At 48.9% G+C, this 15,657-nt stretch carries 17 protein-coding genes; 2 read left to right on the forward strand and 15 right to left on the reverse strand.

Annotated features, from left to right (window positions below; all coding sequences use genetic code 11):
- Positions 1 to 36 precede the first annotated feature (36 nt).
- The 3 genes from ACQE26_RS02170 to ACQE26_RS02180 all read right to left on the reverse strand — a co-directional run bounded on the left by ACQE26_RS02170 (position 37) and on the right by ACQE26_RS02180 (position 5,443).
- A complete protein-coding gene (locus ACQE26_RS02170; RefSeq protein ID WP_500470532.1) occupies positions 37 to 2,121 on the reverse strand; it encodes a BglG family transcription antiterminator in 2,085 nt (694 codons plus the stop codon).
- A 301-nt stretch (positions 2,122 to 2,422) separates the two neighbouring features.
- Positions 2,423 to 3,325 carry an aldo/keto reductase gene (locus tag ACQE26_RS02175; RefSeq protein ID WP_500470533.1) on the reverse strand — a complete coding sequence of 301 codons (903 nt, stop codon included), beginning with the start codon at positions 3,323 to 3,325 and terminating at the stop codon, positions 2,423 to 2,425.
- A gap of 114 nt (positions 3,326 to 3,439) precedes the next feature.
- Positions 3,440 to 5,443 (reverse strand): penicillin-binding transpeptidase domain-containing protein, encoded by a 2,004-nt coding sequence (locus ACQE26_RS02180; RefSeq protein ID WP_500470534.1) that lies wholly within the window; start codon positions 5,441 to 5,443, stop codon positions 3,440 to 3,442.
- A 155-nt stretch (positions 5,444 to 5,598) separates the two neighbouring features.
- On the opposite strand from ACQE26_RS02180, the gene ACQE26_RS02185 reads away from it, so the two are divergent.
- Positions 5,599 to 5,919 carry an antibiotic biosynthesis monooxygenase family protein gene (locus ACQE26_RS02185; protein ID WP_060963584.1) on the forward strand — a complete coding sequence of 107 codons (321 nt, stop codon included), beginning with the start codon at positions 5,599 to 5,601 and terminating at the stop codon, positions 5,917 to 5,919.
- Here the strand turns inward: ACQE26_RS02185 and ACQE26_RS02190 are convergent.
- The 9 genes from ACQE26_RS02190 to ACQE26_RS02230 form a co-directional block, all read right to left on the reverse strand.
- Positions 5,890 to 6,105: a YczI family protein gene (locus ACQE26_RS02190; RefSeq protein ID WP_406795068.1), complete on the reverse strand. Its 216-nt coding sequence runs from the start codon at positions 6,103 to 6,105 to the stop codon at positions 5,890 to 5,892. The two genes, ACQE26_RS02185 and ACQE26_RS02190, sit on opposite strands and share 30 nt — an antisense overlap.
- A 196-nt stretch (positions 6,106 to 6,301) precedes the next feature.
- Positions 6,302 to 6,943 (reverse strand): GDSL-type esterase/lipase family protein, encoded by a 642-nt coding sequence (locus tag ACQE26_RS02195; protein ID WP_060963585.1) that lies wholly within the window; start codon positions 6,941 to 6,943, stop codon positions 6,302 to 6,304.
- A gap of 64 nt (positions 6,944 to 7,007) precedes the next feature.
- Complete coding sequence (locus ACQE26_RS02200; protein ID WP_500470536.1) at positions 7,008 to 7,757, reverse strand: IclR family transcriptional regulator; 750 nt, start codon at positions 7,755 to 7,757, stop codon at positions 7,008 to 7,010.
- A gap of 18 nt (positions 7,758 to 7,775) precedes the next feature.
- A complete protein-coding gene (locus ACQE26_RS02205; protein WP_500470537.1) occupies positions 7,776 to 8,789 on the reverse strand; it encodes a 5-oxoprolinase subunit C family protein in 1,014 nt (337 codons plus the stop codon).
- Entirely contained in the window at positions 8,786 to 9,517 is a 732-nt protein-coding gene (pxpB, locus tag ACQE26_RS02210; protein WP_500470539.1) for a 5-oxoprolinase subunit PxpB, read from the reverse strand. Before pxpB ends, ACQE26_RS02205 begins: the two co-directional genes overlap by 4 nt.
- Positions 9,518 to 9,546: 29 nt before the next feature.
- Positions 9,547 to 10,341, reverse strand: a complete 795-nt coding sequence (locus ACQE26_RS02215; protein ID WP_049627897.1) for a putative hydro-lyase — start codon at positions 10,339 to 10,341, stop codon at positions 9,547 to 9,549.
- Positions 10,342 to 10,345: 4 nt separating this feature from the next.
- Entirely contained in the window at positions 10,346 to 11,560 is a 1,215-nt protein-coding gene (locus tag ACQE26_RS02220; RefSeq protein WP_500470540.1) for an NRAMP family divalent metal transporter, read from the reverse strand.
- 22 nt (positions 11,561 to 11,582) lie between these two features.
- Positions 11,583 to 12,347 carry a 5-oxoprolinase subunit PpxA gene (pxpA, locus tag ACQE26_RS02225; protein WP_500470541.1) on the reverse strand — a complete coding sequence of 255 codons (765 nt, stop codon included), beginning with the start codon at positions 12,345 to 12,347 and terminating at the stop codon, positions 11,583 to 11,585.
- A gap of 201 nt (positions 12,348 to 12,548) precedes the next feature.
- On the reverse strand, positions 12,549 to 13,298 hold the full coding sequence (locus ACQE26_RS02230; RefSeq protein WP_500470542.1) for a Cof-type HAD-IIB family hydrolase: 750 nt from the start codon (positions 13,296 to 13,298) through the stop codon (positions 12,549 to 12,551).
- A gap of 127 nt (positions 13,299 to 13,425) precedes the next feature.
- Between ACQE26_RS02230 and ACQE26_RS02235 the strand changes: the two genes are divergently transcribed.
- Positions 13,426 to 13,590: a YczO family protein gene (locus tag ACQE26_RS02235; RefSeq protein WP_003156294.1), complete on the forward strand. Its 165-nt coding sequence runs from the start codon at positions 13,426 to 13,428 to the stop codon at positions 13,588 to 13,590.
- Positions 13,591 to 13,628: 38 nt separating this feature from the next.
- On the opposite strand, the gene ACQE26_RS02240 is transcribed toward ACQE26_RS02235, so the two are convergent.
- The 3 genes from ACQE26_RS02240 to ACQE26_RS02250 form a co-directional block, all read right to left on the reverse strand.
- Positions 13,629 to 14,024, reverse strand: a complete 396-nt coding sequence (locus tag ACQE26_RS02240) for a 3-hydroxyacyl-ACP dehydratase FabZ family protein (RefSeq protein ID WP_016937238.1) — start codon at positions 14,022 to 14,024, stop codon at positions 13,629 to 13,631.
- Positions 14,025 to 14,093: 69 nt separating this feature from the next.
- Complete coding sequence (locus ACQE26_RS02245) at positions 14,094 to 15,215, reverse strand: mannitol-1-phosphate 5-dehydrogenase (protein WP_500470543.1); 1,122 nt, start codon at positions 15,213 to 15,215, stop codon at positions 14,094 to 14,096.
- Position 15,216: 1 nt separating this feature from the next.
- Entirely contained in the window at positions 15,217 to 15,648 is a 432-nt protein-coding gene (locus ACQE26_RS02250) for a PTS mannitol transporter subunit IIA (protein ID WP_012116817.1), read from the reverse strand.
- Positions 15,649 to 15,657: the final 9 nt, after the last annotated feature.

Here is a 15,657-nt window from a genome sequence, read left to right on the forward strand (position 1 = left end):
AAAAAACACACCCCATATGAGGGGTGCACCATCTGTTCAGCGCTGTCCTTTCTCCTGAATAAAATGATAAAACAGCCTGTTTAAACGTTTGTATAAATCGGCCTGATCCTCAGTCTGGAAGGCTTTTATACTGGCTTCGGATTCAATGATGGCCGAGCTGACCGCACTTAATATTTCCGATCCTTCAGCGGGCATATCAGCCGGCGCCATCATCACTAAAGCGCGGCCGACGGTCAGGGAATTTCCGTCCATGCCTTTGACACTGCATGGAACTGTCAAATCATAAATTTTGAAAAAAGGCGTGACAATTTCTTCATTTTTGAGATGGTACAACGCCATTGCCGTTCCCGGAATGCCGAGCCCGCCCTGTTCTTCACGCTCTGCAAGGCGCTGTGCGGTTTTTTGGGCATTATGAACCAATCCTTCTTCCTCCAGCATGGCAAACATACGGTTCAAAAACAGCTCATACGCCGTGTTTGAATCAATGGATTTGATCGAAAAGTTCCCCAGCACGCTTTGGATAACCGCCGCATAATGCGCCAGACGCCCGGCCGCTTCCAGCATATCAGGCGTCTCCGGCTGGTTCTCCTCTCTTCTGCCGTTTCTTTTCTTGTCAAGAATCAGCGGAATCTTTCTTTTGATGTACTGCTTGACCTGATCGGCGTCTTCTTCATTTAAAAGCGGACTGACCATGACATAATCAATGTTTTCATACGGGATCGGCACGGTGGATACGATCATGTCGTACGCGGCGGTATCACGGTCCTTCAGTTCAATAAGCGAGGACATATCAAAGGAACGGATTTCCGGGAGCTCTTTTTTCAGTCTGGATGCGAGCATTTTGGACGACCCGATGCCGCTTGAACAGACGATCAGCGCTTTGATTTTTGCTTCTTCCCGTTTGATTTCCAGGGCGGAGCCGAAGTGCAGAACGATGAAAGCGATCTCATCATCAGGAAAATGAAGCCCCGGAAAGAATTTTTCCATTCCTTCTTCTACTGCCATATACAGCAGGAAGTAGTCGCGTTTAATTTGCTGAGTCATCGGGTTGTACATGTCGATACTCTCTTTTACCCGGTTGATCGCAGGCTCGAGATGGGCGATTAAACCGTCGTATAAAGAGCCGTTTTCCGTCAGATCCATTTTGATTTTTTCTGAAATGAAGCCGATCAGCTGCTTTGTTTGCAAAGCCGTTTCAACTTCAATGTTCTCGGGCTTGAATTCGGTTTTGTATTGGCGGTTGGCGCTCCGTAAATGGATGGTGATATAGCCGATCTCAGCCTCCGGTATCGACACACCGAAGGCTTTTTCAAGCTCTTTTGCCATTTCGAGCGCGGAGCCGTATTCCTTCGTCTGCTGCAGCGCTTTTAGTTCAGAAGCCTCCATCGTGATGGTTTCTCCGAGTCTGATTCGCTCCATCGCAAAGGTTAAATGAACCGCCAGCGCCATATAGGAGCTGTCAGATAAGGCGATCGAAATTTTTTCCTTGAGCTGAATCAAGAGCCGGTCCATTTTCAAGAGTTCCGCTTTATTTACGACACCGAACATTTTATCAGCAGCGTCAGGTTTTCCTTTAATATTCAATTCAACCGCTTCCAAAAAGCTTTGAATATCAAGGCGGTTGACCATGAGGTTGCCGACGATTTTCCGTTTCGCATTTTCCGGTCCCGTCAGCTGAATGCCGAAGCCTCTTTTTCGGATCAGCGTCAAGCCGAAGGGCGCAATCCAAGTCTCCAGCTCATCAAGATCATAACTGATCGTCGCGTTTGTCACTTGGAGTTCGTTCGCCAGACTGTAGAGCTTGATCGGATCTTGAGACTCTAATAGTGAACATAGGATTAAAAGTTTCCGCTCCTCAGCGCTGTATTCATGCTGTTCAAAGGACAGGTCTGACAGGAGCTTCTGTTTATCCTCCGGGTTTCCCACCGCTTTCAGTCCTTTGCCGGGCTGTTTATCAAGTGCCAGACCGAATGATTCCATCAGCGGTTTGATTGTTTTTAACTCGCGGTGAACGGTTCTTGTGCTGACTTGTAAAGCTTCCGCCAGTTCATGCACTGTTTCGTACCGGTTTTGCAGTAAAAGATGTTTCATTAATTTTTGTTCTCTCGCTGTCATATACATGAAACGCGCCTCCAGATTTTCTAGTTGTGAGGGATGCGGCACATGGGGGGTGCTTCCGGGGAAAGTGTTGTAATTAAAAATATAAAACGCTTTCAATGATTATTCAACCATTTTCTAATGGCAATTTGGCACTGGTCCGTGTGACAGTATTGAATAAGAAAAATGTGTCAGATAATATGCCATGATGCTTGGTTCCTTTCATCTGAACAGCTATACTTCAAAGTGACCTTACTTGTTTTTAGACATTGCACACCACATAAACAAACGCCCGGGAAGATACCTTCCCGGGCGTTTGTTTTGTTTATGGAATATCATAACCTTGGACACTTGTATAAACCCGAAACCATTGATCATGGCTGAGTGTGTAAGCTAATGCACGCACCGCGGCGGAAATGCGGCTCTGTTTTCCGCTGCCGACAATCGGCATGATATCCGCCGGATGGGTGAACAGCCATGCATACATGACTTCGTCAATGGACGCGGCGCCGATTTCTTCCTGTACGGAACGAAGCGCGGCGCGGATCCGGGCGTCCTTATCTGATTGGCCTGTAAAAACGCTTCCGCCCGCAAGCGGTGACCACGCCATCGGCGGGATGCGTTTTTCCTGACAGAAATCCAGCGTGCCGTCATGAATATTTTCCAGCTCGTAAGCAGAAATTTCAATTTGGTTCGTGATGAGCGGATCATCCAAATAGGATTCGAGCATTCTGTACTGGTGCGCTTTAAAGTTTGACACTCCAAAATATCTGACCTTGCCCGAGCTTTTCAGCGCATGAAACGCTTCAGCCACAGCTTCCGGGTCCATAAGCGGGTCCGGTCTGTGAATGAGCAGCACATCGAGATAATCCGTATTCAGATTCAAGAGCGACTGCTCAGCCGACGCTAAGATGTGAGATTTCGACGTATTATAATGGTGCATCTTGTTGCCGGGCCGTTCCGGTGACTCAATGACGATCCCGCATTTTGTGACGATTTCGATTTGCTCCCTTATTGAAGGTGAAAGGGACAAAGCACCGCCGAACAGCTTTTCACATGTATAACTGCCGTATATATCGGCATGGTCGAAGGTGGTAATGCCTTGGCTGATACACCATTCAATCAGATCCAGCAGCTCTGTGTCCGAATAATTCCATTCGTTCAGACGCCAAAGCCCGTGTATCACTCTTGAAAATTCCAGGTCTTCAGCCAATTGAATACGCTGCATGTGAAATCCCCCTTTTTCTTAGTGAGCCCTTGTATCTCTGTTTTCAGGAATTGCCCATGCTGTTTCATTCTGCTTCGGCGGCTGATTTTCCTTTCAGCCCGCAAAAATCGTCATTTAATGATTCTGAAACTGCTTTTTCGCTTTTTCAACGACGTAATGGCTTCCGCCGCGTTTTTTGACGTCTTGAATCATCATCGCGATCAAGAGGTCTTTCTTTTTATAATCGTAGCCGACAAACCAGCCGTTTTCTTTGCCGTCTTTATCTTCTTTTGACGTTTTCAGCTCGGCTGTGCCGGTTTTTCCGGCTACGGTAATGCCGCTTACGGCCGGCTGATATGCAGAGCCGCGCGGATCTTCAACGACGCCTCTCAGCCCTTTTGTGATTTCTTCGGCATTGGCTTTGGATACCACTTGCTTATGCCAGATTTGCGGTGTTTTTTCTCCGTCTTTGATTAATGTCGGTTTGACGAGATTTCCGTCTGTTACAAATGCGGTATAATCAGCCGCTAAGTGCAGCGGAGACATCAGCATCTGCCCTTGGCCGTAGCCCGTATCTCCGAGAAGAATTTCGGAATCAAGCTTGCCGTTTGCGATTGACGACTTTTCAATCGGGAATTGATACGGAATGTCTTCGTCAAAGCCAAATGTTTTTAATCCTTTTGTAAACGCGTCCGCTCCGGCGTCTATGGCATTTTGCGCAAAGTAGATGTTGTCCGATGTAATCAGCGCGTTTTCGAGATCTACTTCATTCAGACGCTCTGATACGCGTGTGACATGGTATCCGCCCCAGCTTGAATCTTTCTGCCACTCTTTTCCGGTGATTTTTTTCTTTTCTGACGCTTTCAATGTGCCGTTTGTCAGGCCGACTGCCGCGGCAATCGGTTTAATCGTTGATCCCGGTGCATACAGCTTGTTGAATTTCGCTGAAAACGGATTGTCTTTATTTTCATTCAGCTTTTTCCATTCTTTGCCGCTCCAGCCGAAAATAAAGCCGTTTGGATCATAAGACGGTGCGCTGACAAGCGCGAGGGTCTCTCCCGTTTGCGGTTCAAGGGCGACTGCCGCTCCGCTGTCATCTTTCATGGAATCATACAGCTTCGTCTGCGTTTTCATATCAATCGTCACATGAATATCCTGCCCGTTTTCGGCTTTCTTTTCAGCAATGACCTCTCCCGTTTGCGGGACGTAAATTTTCCAGCCGGTCGTGCCGCGAAGCTTGTCTTCGTATACATTTTCAAGGCCGGCGGTTCCGATTTTGGAGGTGTCGCTGTATTGGCCTTCTTTCGCTTTTTTCAGCTGCTCCGCAGTGATTGTTTTAATATATCCGGTCAGATGGGCCGCTTTTTCCCCGTACGGATAGTAGCGGGAGCTGACTTTCGTTTTCGTCACGCCGTCTAATGCGAGCAGGCTTTTGACCTTGCTTTCATCATCCGGCCTGATTTTTTGAATCGGAACATAGGAGTCGTCTTTTACCCAGCCCTGATTCAGTTTGCTTTTGATATCGTCTTCAGAAAGGTCCAGTTTTTCAGACAGTTTTTTGAGCACGCTGTCTTTATCCTTGCCAAGTTTTCCAGGGATAATGCCGATTTCCGGCACCTCCGTATTCACGGCGAGGCCTTTGCCGTCTTTGTCGTAGATTTGCCCGCGCTTCGGTTCTTCATTTGCGATCTGCACGGTTTTGTCATCGGAAAGCTGTTTGAAAATAAAAGAAGGATTCCAGTCGATGTTCCATGATTCTCCATCGTCTGTTTTTTCTTTTTTCAGGACGGCCGTGTTGTCAAAGGCGACCTTTCCTGCTTTTGTATCCATGCTGACTTTATAATCGATGTGCTGAAGGTCATCTTTTTTCTTATCGTCTTCGTCCTGTTTTTCGGCAGTGACTTTCAGATTTTTGACCCCTGCTTGTTCATAAATGGTTTCATATCGTTTTACAAAATCCTTTTTGGATAGTTTTTTCTTTTCATCCTGGGTGAGGCTTTGGTACATTTTATCGTAATGACCGCCATTCCAGTCTTTTACGAAATCTTTCATTCTGTCTTCAGCTGACTCCGATTTCGAGCAGCCGATTAAACCTATGATTCCTGCGAGTAAAAGTAATAGGTATAATCCTTTTTTCACTGTCTATTCCCCTGCCTTCCAATTGTTATTTTCTCCTAAACCAAATGAGGCTTGCAAGGATTTTTTACTTATAGTGTTTTAAATTTTTATTTTTTTCAGCTATTTTTGTCCATATTTTTATACAATGTATCTATTAATAAAAAGGGGGATTCCGAATGATCAGAGAAGCAGCCATGCTGCATGTAAAAGAAGGTCTTGAAGGAGAATTCGAAGCGGCATTTCGCCGGGCGGAGCCGATTATAGCGGGTATGAAAGGTTATCTGTCCCATTCCTTGTCCAAATGTATGGAGGAAACGCATAAATATTTGCTGCTGGTGGAATGGGAAACATTAGAGGATCATACAATAGGCTTTCGCGGATCGCCGAAATATCAGGAATGGAAAGCCTTACTGCACCGTTTTTATTCACCTTTTCCCGTTGTGGAGCATTTTCAGGATCTATCAAACTCAGATTACGTGAAGCGTAAAACCGATTAAAGAGATCGACCATACAAAAACGGCGGTATATATATTGAATTTCCCGGAGCCGTCGTTTTCTTTCCGTTTTTCTTCCAGCCCCTGAATGAACATGACCGCACCGAGAAACACGAGCATAATCGGCTGTATGACAGATGTATGTTCTGCATACGTAAATGCGGCAGCAGCAAGTATAATAATCAGCATCGCGAGTGACAGTTTTAAAACGCGCAGCAAAAAAATCCATCCTTTCTGTTATCATTTTTTGAACACAATTCTATTTCTGTCTTTATCCCCCATTATTCTAGCGTACTTTTTGCGCGGATAGAACGAAAGTCGGACAATTTTAAGTTTGTTTTAAGGAGAACGAAAAGCGCGCTCCCGATGAAAAGGAGCGCGCGGTTTATGAGCGGGCGAGGCTTCCGTATCCGAGCCCCCTGAGAACGCATGCCATGACTTCATATCCTCTGCCGTTGGGGTGTACGCGGTCATGAGAGAGATATTCGTTCAGCTTTCCTTTGAAAGCGCTGTGGACATCGGCAATTTTGACGTGCGGCGCCGATGCGAGTGTGCTGAGGTGCGCATTATAAGAAGATATCCATTTCTCTGCAATGGAAATACCCGGGAAAGGGTTGTATAAATTGAAGACGCGGATCTCATAAGGAGACGGGTGCAGCCCTTTTAAGGCTGTGATCTTGGCTATCATCTTTTCAAAGTTCTCGTGACAGTGACTGGACACACTGGTGAACACCGAAGCGTCCGATGTTTGCTGATATTCCCGAACCGAATCGATCAAATCGTTGCCGCAGCCTGTAATGGTAATCATATCAGCAGCCTGAATCCGCCTCTGAATGTACGGCCAAGACATAAGCCCGAGAATTTCTCCCGTCTCAAGGCCTGATTTGGCAAAGATGGAAACGTCGGTTCTTGTCTGTAAATCTTCTGCCATCATACGTCCGAACCGCTGAACAAAACCGGCGGAAAACGGGCCGGATCCCCTTCCCGTCGTCAAAGAATCCCCAAGCGCCGTATAAACAAGTCCCATTTTCTTTCCTCCACTCGTTACTATCGATATTGTAATGTACGCGAGTGAAGAAAAATTGGCTCGGTCAATAACCCAATTTCTCAGAAATATGCTGAGCGGCGTTTTTGACTTTTTCGGTTAAGTACGGCAGTCTGTCCTCTGAAAACCTGGCTTCAAAGCCGGCGATGCTGATTCCCGCAACCACCTTACCTTCGTGATTGAAAATCGGCGCCCCGATCGCCGCCGTGTAATCCTCTAATTCCGAATAGCTGATCGTATATCCTGATTGTAATGACGTTTCAATGGATTGAAGCAGTTCAGCCGGATTCGTCATCGTGCCTGAAGCGATTGCGGCAAGCTTTGTTTTCTGAATGTATGTGTCAATCTCCTCTCGCGGCAGAAACGATAAAATGCTTCTGGCGCACGCTCCCGCATACAGCGGCGACCGGCGGCCGATTGCAGTATACAGCCGTACGGTTTGCGTTCCCTCAATTTTATCGACGTAAATGGCTTCATCGCCGTCCCTCATAATCAGCTGAACGGCCTCATCCACTTCACCGCACAGCTTTTCCATCACCGGCTTGGCTATTTTCCTGATGTCCAGACGGTCAGAGACGAGCTGGCCGAATTGTAAAAAGATCAGACCAAGCTGATAACGGCCGTCCGCTGTCCGGGTGAGAAATCCCATTTCCTCCAGTGAACTTGCCATCCGGTGAACTGAGGTCTTCGGCATTTCCGATAGAGAAACCAGCTCATTTAAGCTCAGGCTCGGTTCGGTCAGGAATAAATGAAGCAGCTCCATTGATTTGATGACGGTTTTGTTTTTGTTCTCCATGACCTTTCATCCCCTTTGTCAGATCAGCCATTCCATTTTGAGTCTTGCTTTCAGCTCCTTCAGCTGCTGTTCCTTCTCCAACAGCAGCATTTCCGCCTCCTCCAGCGAAACAGCAGCGAACGTGATATGTTCCCCCGGCATCGTTTGGGCGGCAAGAGGAAGATCGGCGGATATGATATGCGCCATTCGCGGGTAGCCCCCCGTCGTCTGTCTGTCAGCCAGCAGTATAATCGGATTGCCGTCCGGCGGCACCTGCACCGTCCCGAATGTCACAGCCTCAGATACCATTTCAAGCGGCTCCCGCAATTCAAGCGGGGCGCCCTTCAGGCGGTAGCCCATTCGGTCTGATTGCGGCGTAACCGTATACGATTCTTGGTAAAAACGCCGTTTTGCTTCTTCTGTAAACGCATGAAATTGAGCGCCTTCAAGCACGCGAATGACCGGATTTCTTTTCAGCGGCAAAAATCCTCTGCTGCTGACTGACCAATCAGGCGCTGAGAAACCATGCTGCCCGGGAGATTCGCTCAGACGGGCAGCGATCAGTTCCGAGCACTGCGTCATACCGCCGAGCGGCAGTTCATCATCTTTTTGCAGCGCTCTTCCGCAAAAGCCGCCGATCCCCGCTCTGACATATGTGCTTTTGCTTTCCATGACGGCGGGCACGTCAAATCCCCCCGCGACGGCGAGATAAGCGCGGCTCCCCATTTTGCACGGCCCAAATGAGACGACGCTTGTTTCCTTTATCAAAATCGGTTTCCACAGAGGAGCCGGTTCTCCATTAATATGAAAAGCGAAATCGGCCCCCGTGACGGCAATGACCGCCGGTTCTGATAACTCAAAGGAAGGCCCGGGCCCCATGAGCGTAATTTCCAGTCCCGCCTCTGTTTCTTTATTTCCGGCAAGAAGATTGGCGATGCGCAGAGAAATTGTATCCATTGCGCCGCTGCCCAGTACGCCGTATTTCTGATACCCTGTTCGGCCCGTATCCTGAATCGTCGTCAGAAGACCGGGCTTCACCACTTTCATGCTCATTCGGCTCCCTCCTTGATGCGGCTGTATTCTTCCGCTGAAATCCGGACGAATTTCACAGTATCGCCCGCTCTCAACAGGCTTGGCGGTTGTTCTCCAGGCCTGAAAAGCCGAAGCGGAGTGCTGCCGATCAGCTGCCAGCCGCCGGGGGTGGATATCGGATACACACCGGTCTGCATCCCTGCGATTCCTACTGAACCAGCCGGAATCGACGGCCTTGGCGATGCCTTTCTCGGCGCTCTGATCCGCTCAGACATTCCTCCTAAAAACGGAAATCCCGGCGCAAACCCGAGCATATAAACGAGATACTCGCCTTCGGTATGAATGCGGATGACGTCTTCCGGCGTCAGATCGTTCATCTCAGCGACGTCTTCTAAATCAGGACCGAAATCACCGCCGTAGCAAACGGGGATTTCCATCACCCGGCGCTCTTCCTGCCGGCCGGCCTTTATATGGCTGAGGCGTTCTGTCACTTCTTTCTTGACCAAAGCAAAAGGAGAGACACCTTTTTTTATTTGTGAGACGGCATACACATCATAAAAGATCGTCAAACTTGTGAATGCCGGAATACATTCAACGAAGCCCGGAAACGGCCGTTCTTCAATACAGGCGGCCGCCGCATGAACCCGGCTGTTGACTTCTTCGCTGATGTGCCCGCCAAAGCGGATGATAACGGCGGAATCACCGTGCGGCTGTATATCAAGCGCTGTATTGCCGCTATACTGCTTCATTGTCATCACCTCGTTGTTTTCTTTCTCACTTACAGAACAGCAAGCGATTCGTTCCGTATATCAGTGATCAGCATGTGCCCCGGTGAATGGGTTATCACGATATCGGGCTTTGTTTCCATGATCACCGCCTGCGGTGTAACGCCGCACGCCCAGAATACGGGAACTTCGCCTTCTTTCACCGTTACGGCATCTCCGAAGTCCGGCTGATTCAGATCGCTGATGCCGATGCTTTTCGGATTCCCGATGCGGACGGGGGCGCCGTGAACAGCGGGAAAACGTGACGTGACCTGTGCCGCGCGGACTGCCAGTCTTTCCGGAATCGGCCTCATGCTGACGACCATCTTTCCTGAAAACGGGCCCGCCGGAACACAGTCAATATTTGTTTTATACATGGGAACGTTCACGCCTTCATCAATATGCCTGATTGGAATGTGCTGATTGATAAGGGCTTGCTCGAATGAAAAACTGCAGCCGATCAAAAAGCCGACAAAATCATCCTTCCAATATGGCGTGAGATCCGTTACCTCTTCAGTAAGCACGCCATGCCGATAGATTCTGTATTTCGGAAAGTCCGTCCGGATATCAGCTCCCGGCGCCGCTATTGCCGGAACGGGTGAACCCGCATCCGTCACGTCAAGTACCGGACAAGGCTTTTGATTGCGCTGGCAGAATAAGAGAAAATCAAAGGCTAGATCCTTTTGCAAAACGACGAGATTGGCTTGTGCGTAAGAAGCGGCCAACCCCGCTGTCGGTCCGGTCATCCGCCCTTTTCTGATAAGCTGCCTGACTTCTTCGGGGCTCATGTCACTCATATGTTTTTTCATGCCATCAGCCCCATAGCTGCGGCATTTGCGAAAATAATGTATAGATGCCCATAACCGCCATGACAACGACTACGATTGCCCCCGCGATCGTCAGCCAGATCGGATGCTTGTAGTCGCCGACGACTTTTTTCTTATAAGCGCCCAACAAAATCATCGCTAATGCAAGCGGCAGAATTAAACCGTTAAGCGAACCGACCGCGACCAGAATTTTGGCAGGCTGGCCGATCGTGACAAAAATGAGAGTGGATACGATGATAAAAGCGATAATGACGCCGTTCGAATGCTTTTCGATTCTTGCCGAGAACGATTTGAAGAAAGACACTGACGTATATGCGGCGCCGATGACAGACGTAATAGCCGCAGACCACATGATGACACCGAAAATTTTATAGCCGACATTTCCCGCCGCAAGCTTGAACACAGAAGCCGCGGGATTATCAGGATCAATGCGCAGGCCCTTTGAGACGACGCCGAGCACGGCGAGAAACAGAGCAATCCGCATAACAGATGTAATCAATACGCCTGTGACGGAGCTTTTCGTGACCTGAGGAATGACTTCCTTCCCTTGAATGCCTGAATCAAGCAAACGGTGGCCGCCGGCAAATGTAATGTATCCGCCGACCGTGCCGCCGACAAGCGTCACGATCGCCAGCACACTGATATGATCAGGCATAAAAGTTTTCACAACGGCGTGTCCGACCGGCGGAGCCGTCGTTACGGCAACATACACCGTCAATACGATCATGACAATTCCGGCGATCTGCATAAAACGGTCCATGACTTTTCCGGCTTCCTTTATGACGAAAATCAGAACCGCAATTGCAGCGCTGATTAAAGCGCCGATCTCCGGTTTGATTCCGAATAATACTTGCAGGCCGAGACCCGCGCCGCCGATGTTTCCGATATTAAATGCAAGTCCGCCGAGCACCACCAGAAAAGCAATGGCATAACCGGCGCCCGGAAGCACCATATTTGCAATCTCTTGGCCGCGCTTTCCGGAAACTGCGATAATCCGCCATACATTGGTTTGCGCGAAAATGTCCAAAATAATAGAAATTAAAATGATAAAGCCGAAGCTTGCCGCCAATGTATTGGTAAACGTGGCCGTTTGCGTCAGAAAGCCGGGCCCGATTGATGATGTCGCCATCAGAAATGTCGCGCCTAAAAGCAGCGACCATTTGCCGGAAGCCTTTCCGGCTGTTTTTTTCTTTTGCTCCATGCTGTCTTCCTCCCTCTGCTGCTCAGTCTTTTGAAAGCGCACTGATTTGAATGTCAGCCGCTTTTAATTCGTTTCTGATCGTTTTTGCGAATGTCAGCGCGTGGGCGCCGTCTCCGTGAATGCAGACGGTGTCCGCTTTCAGGCTTACAGCTTGTCCCTTACGTGATGTCACCGTGTTGTCTTTCACCATTTGAATCACTTGCCCGACCGCTTTTTTGTCATCCTGAATCAGCGCATCCGGCTGTGAACGCGGCGTCAGCGTGCCGTCTTCCTGATAGGTGCGGTCTGCAAACACTTCGCTTGCCGTCTGCAGTCCGATTCGATCTCCCGCTTTAATCAGCTCGCTTCCGGCTAGCCCGAAAAGAATGAGTCCGGGATCAAAATGAAAGACCGCCTGAGCGATGGCCTCTGACAGGCCGCAGTTGACGGCGGCCATATTATATAAAGCGCCGTGCGGCTTCACATGCTTCATCGTGACACCTTCTGCTTTTAAAAAACCTGACAGCGCGCCGATTTGGTACAGTGTCAGATCATACGCTTCCGCGGGCGTAATCGCGATCTGCCGCCGCCCGAATCCCTGAAGATCGAACAGCCCGGGATGAGCGCCGATTTTCACGCCCTTTTCCGCCGCAAGCGCAACCGTTTTGCGCATCACGCTGGGATCACCCGCATGAAAGCCGCAGGCGATGTTTGCAGATGTTACGTAATCCAAAATCTCTTCATCCATCCCGATCTTATATGCACCGAAGCTTTCTCCTAAATCACAATTGATGTCAATCTGAAACATAAGCTCCCTCCTGTATTGTAAACGTTTTATTTTAATATCATTCCGCTATTCGGAATGACTATTCCGAATTGTTGGATTTCACTCAATTATATCAATTCTGACACGTTTGAACATCCCTTTGTCAGAAAACCTACCATGGACCTAGTCACAAATATGACAAAACAAAAAAGAGAGCCTCATCCAGAGGCTCTCTTTTTTCTATTATAATACCCAGTGGCGGATCGCTTTGGCGACTCCGTTTTCTGTGTTGACATCAGTCACCCAGTCAGCGGTTTCTTTTACGATATCCTGCGCATTTCCCATGGCGACGCCGACACCCGCTTTTTCAATCATCGCAATGTCATTCAGACTGTCACCCATAGCCATCACATTTTCCATCGTAAAGCTGAGTTTTTCCGATACCTTCGCCAGCGCCGCTGCTTTATTGATGCCGAGGGCATTGACTTCGATATTGATCGGGCTTGAGTTTGTGACTTCGAGCTCCTTGTTTTCTTTCAGCTCTTTCAGCACCTCATTCCGCACATCGTCATCCTCGATTTCAAATCCGAACTTGAGCCACTGATGATCCGTAATGGTTTCCGGGAATTCCCCTCTCCACACTTTATCGACGGTAGAGGCCCAGAAATTCGTATTGTGCTTATTTCTCAGATCCCATAATTTTTGAATATGATCGGTATGAAGAAGCTTGCGCTCAACCAGCTCAAAGTCGGAATCCCAGATTTCGCTGCCGTTTGCCGTAATTAAAAAGGATGACAGCTCGAGAGACTCAGCCAGTTCGCGGCATGTCATCAGCGTGCGTCCGGTGCTGATGACGACGTGAATTCCTTTCGCCTCCGCTTCCTTGATCGCCCGCCGGTTTTCCTCCGGGATGAGCTGCTCGTCATTGAGCAGGGTTCCGTCCATATCAATCGCGATCAGTTTAATATCTGCGTCTTCTCTTTGTATCGGCATATATGTACCTCACTTTTTATATTGTAGTCGTCTCTATTTTAATACATATGACCCACAGGAACAAAAAACCGCTCCTGACGTTTCGCGGGGAGCACGTTGAGGAAAAGAAATATTGAGGTGATGGAGGATGAAAGAAAGAAAACAGAAAAACAAACCGAATGAAAATCCTGAACATCATGATTTAACCGATCCGATTCCGCTGGAAGAGCTGAAGGAAAACGCCAATGATGAAAAACACAAACACGACCAAAGAGACAATTCACAGAGTGAAAGAGATTATGATACAAAATAACAGGCTTGTCCGAAAGCCGCCGCTGGAGGCGGCTTTTTTTACGATGGTGCGATAAATATGCTGATCTCAGCTTCCGCTACCGGATTCCCGGCAACGGACGCTTTCGCCCGGCCGAACACAAACCCGCGCCTTGTTCGCGTGACTTCAAACAGCAGATCCAGACGGTCTCCCGGCAAAGCGGCGCCTAATCTTTCCGCTTTCTTCACCGCGGATAAAAGACCGAGGCTGTCACCGCCGGTAATTCCCGCGCAAGCCGCCGTTTGGGCCATCGCTTCAATGACGAGTGAAAACGGCATCTCTCTTTGTGATTCGGTTATAAACCAGTCATTTTCACTGATGTTTTTGTAAGCAGCCGCCCATTTACCGGCTTCGCTGTTTGTCGTGCCGTCAATCAAAAGAAACGGAAAACGGTGGGGTAAGAGCTTTTGAGTCATCATACAGCCTCCCTTCTCCCACATTATAACAGAAGAAAAAAAAGCCGCGTCCTCCGACGCGGGTTCATCTTATTGATTCAGTTTTTTGAGCACGATGCCGTGCAGCGGCTCATGCGGCTGAATACCGCAAATGTCTTGCAGAACACCGCTTGTTCCTTTTTCCGCGATAAGCTTCTGCAGCTCAACCGCTTCCGGATCATCCTGATAGTCAAAGCGCAGGGCGGCGGCGATGCCTTCCGCCAGCGCGTTCGGTTCTTTTATTTTTTTGGCCGGTCCTACTAATCTATCATTCGCTCCGAGTTTTCTGAGCGGTGATCTGGCGACTCTTGTCACATCATCCGTGATGTATTCATTTTCAAAACGGCCGATGATTTTCTTCATGTACTGCTCGTGTTCAGCTTGCTTAAAGCCGTACGCTTTCACCAAGTACTCGCCCGTTTCTGAAAGTGCATCGTACACGACACGCCGGATTTCAGGATGGTCGATGGCCTCTTTGACGGTTTTTAATCCGCGCTGATAGCCGACGTACGCCGTCACGGCATGCCCGGTATTGACGGTAAACAGCTTTCTCTCGATGAAAGGTGTAAGATCATCCGTAAATATCGCACCTTTAAGTGCCGGCTGACCGCCGGCAAAGCAGGTTCTGTCTATGACCCATTCAAAAAACGGCTCTACGGATACTTTCAGCGGGTCTTCATGGTGCTGAATCGGCACGATCCGGTCCACCGCAGAATCAGGGAAGCCGACCGTCCGGTTCACGAGTTCCCGCTCCGCTTCCGTCAAATGTCCGAAAACTTCTTTTTTCAGAAAACGGCTGCCGCCGATCATATTTTCACAGGCAATGATATTGAGAGGCTCAGAGGACGTTCTGCGCTTCAGCCCTTCCGCGATGGACGGGGCGATGAGCCTGAGAACGTTTGGGCCCACCGCCGTCGTAATGATCGCCGCGTCATTGATCAGCCTGTACAGCTCTTGTTCTTGCACCGCGCTGTTGATGGCTGAAACGGGGCCGATAATTTCTGTCTGCCGGCCGCCGTCGGCAAGCTCCACGGTATATTCCTTCTTATCATTGAGAAGACCGACCATCGTTTCATTCACATCAGCGAAAACTACGTCATAGCCGGAATGATGGAGCAAAGCGCCGATAAAGCCCCGCCCGATGTTTCCCGCTCCGAAATGAAGGGCAATCATGTCAGTTCACCTCGCTGAAAATCGCGGCCAGTTCTTCTTCCGTCTTTGCACTGATCAGCCGCTCGATGTTTTCTTCCTCTGAGCAGATGATGGCGATGTTTGACAGAATGTCTAAGTGTTCATTGTTTTTTCCGGCAATACCGAAAACGACCTTTGCCGTATTGCCTTCACCGTATTCCACCCCGTCCGGAATCTGGATGACGGAAATGCCTGAATGAAGCACCTCATCCTTCGCATCTTCCGTGCCGTGCGGGATCGCAATGAAATTCCCCATGAAAGTGGATGATGTTTCTTCACGTTCGAACATTTTTTCCACATAGCCGTTTTTCACGTAACCGTTATCAATCAACGTCTGGCCCGCCAGGCGGATGGCATCCTCTTTTGAATTCACTGTCTGGTTCAGTTTGATGTTCGCTTTAGCCAATACTTCCATGATGAAAAT

The organism is Bacillus sp. 5RYD7K, from assembly GCF_059831465.1.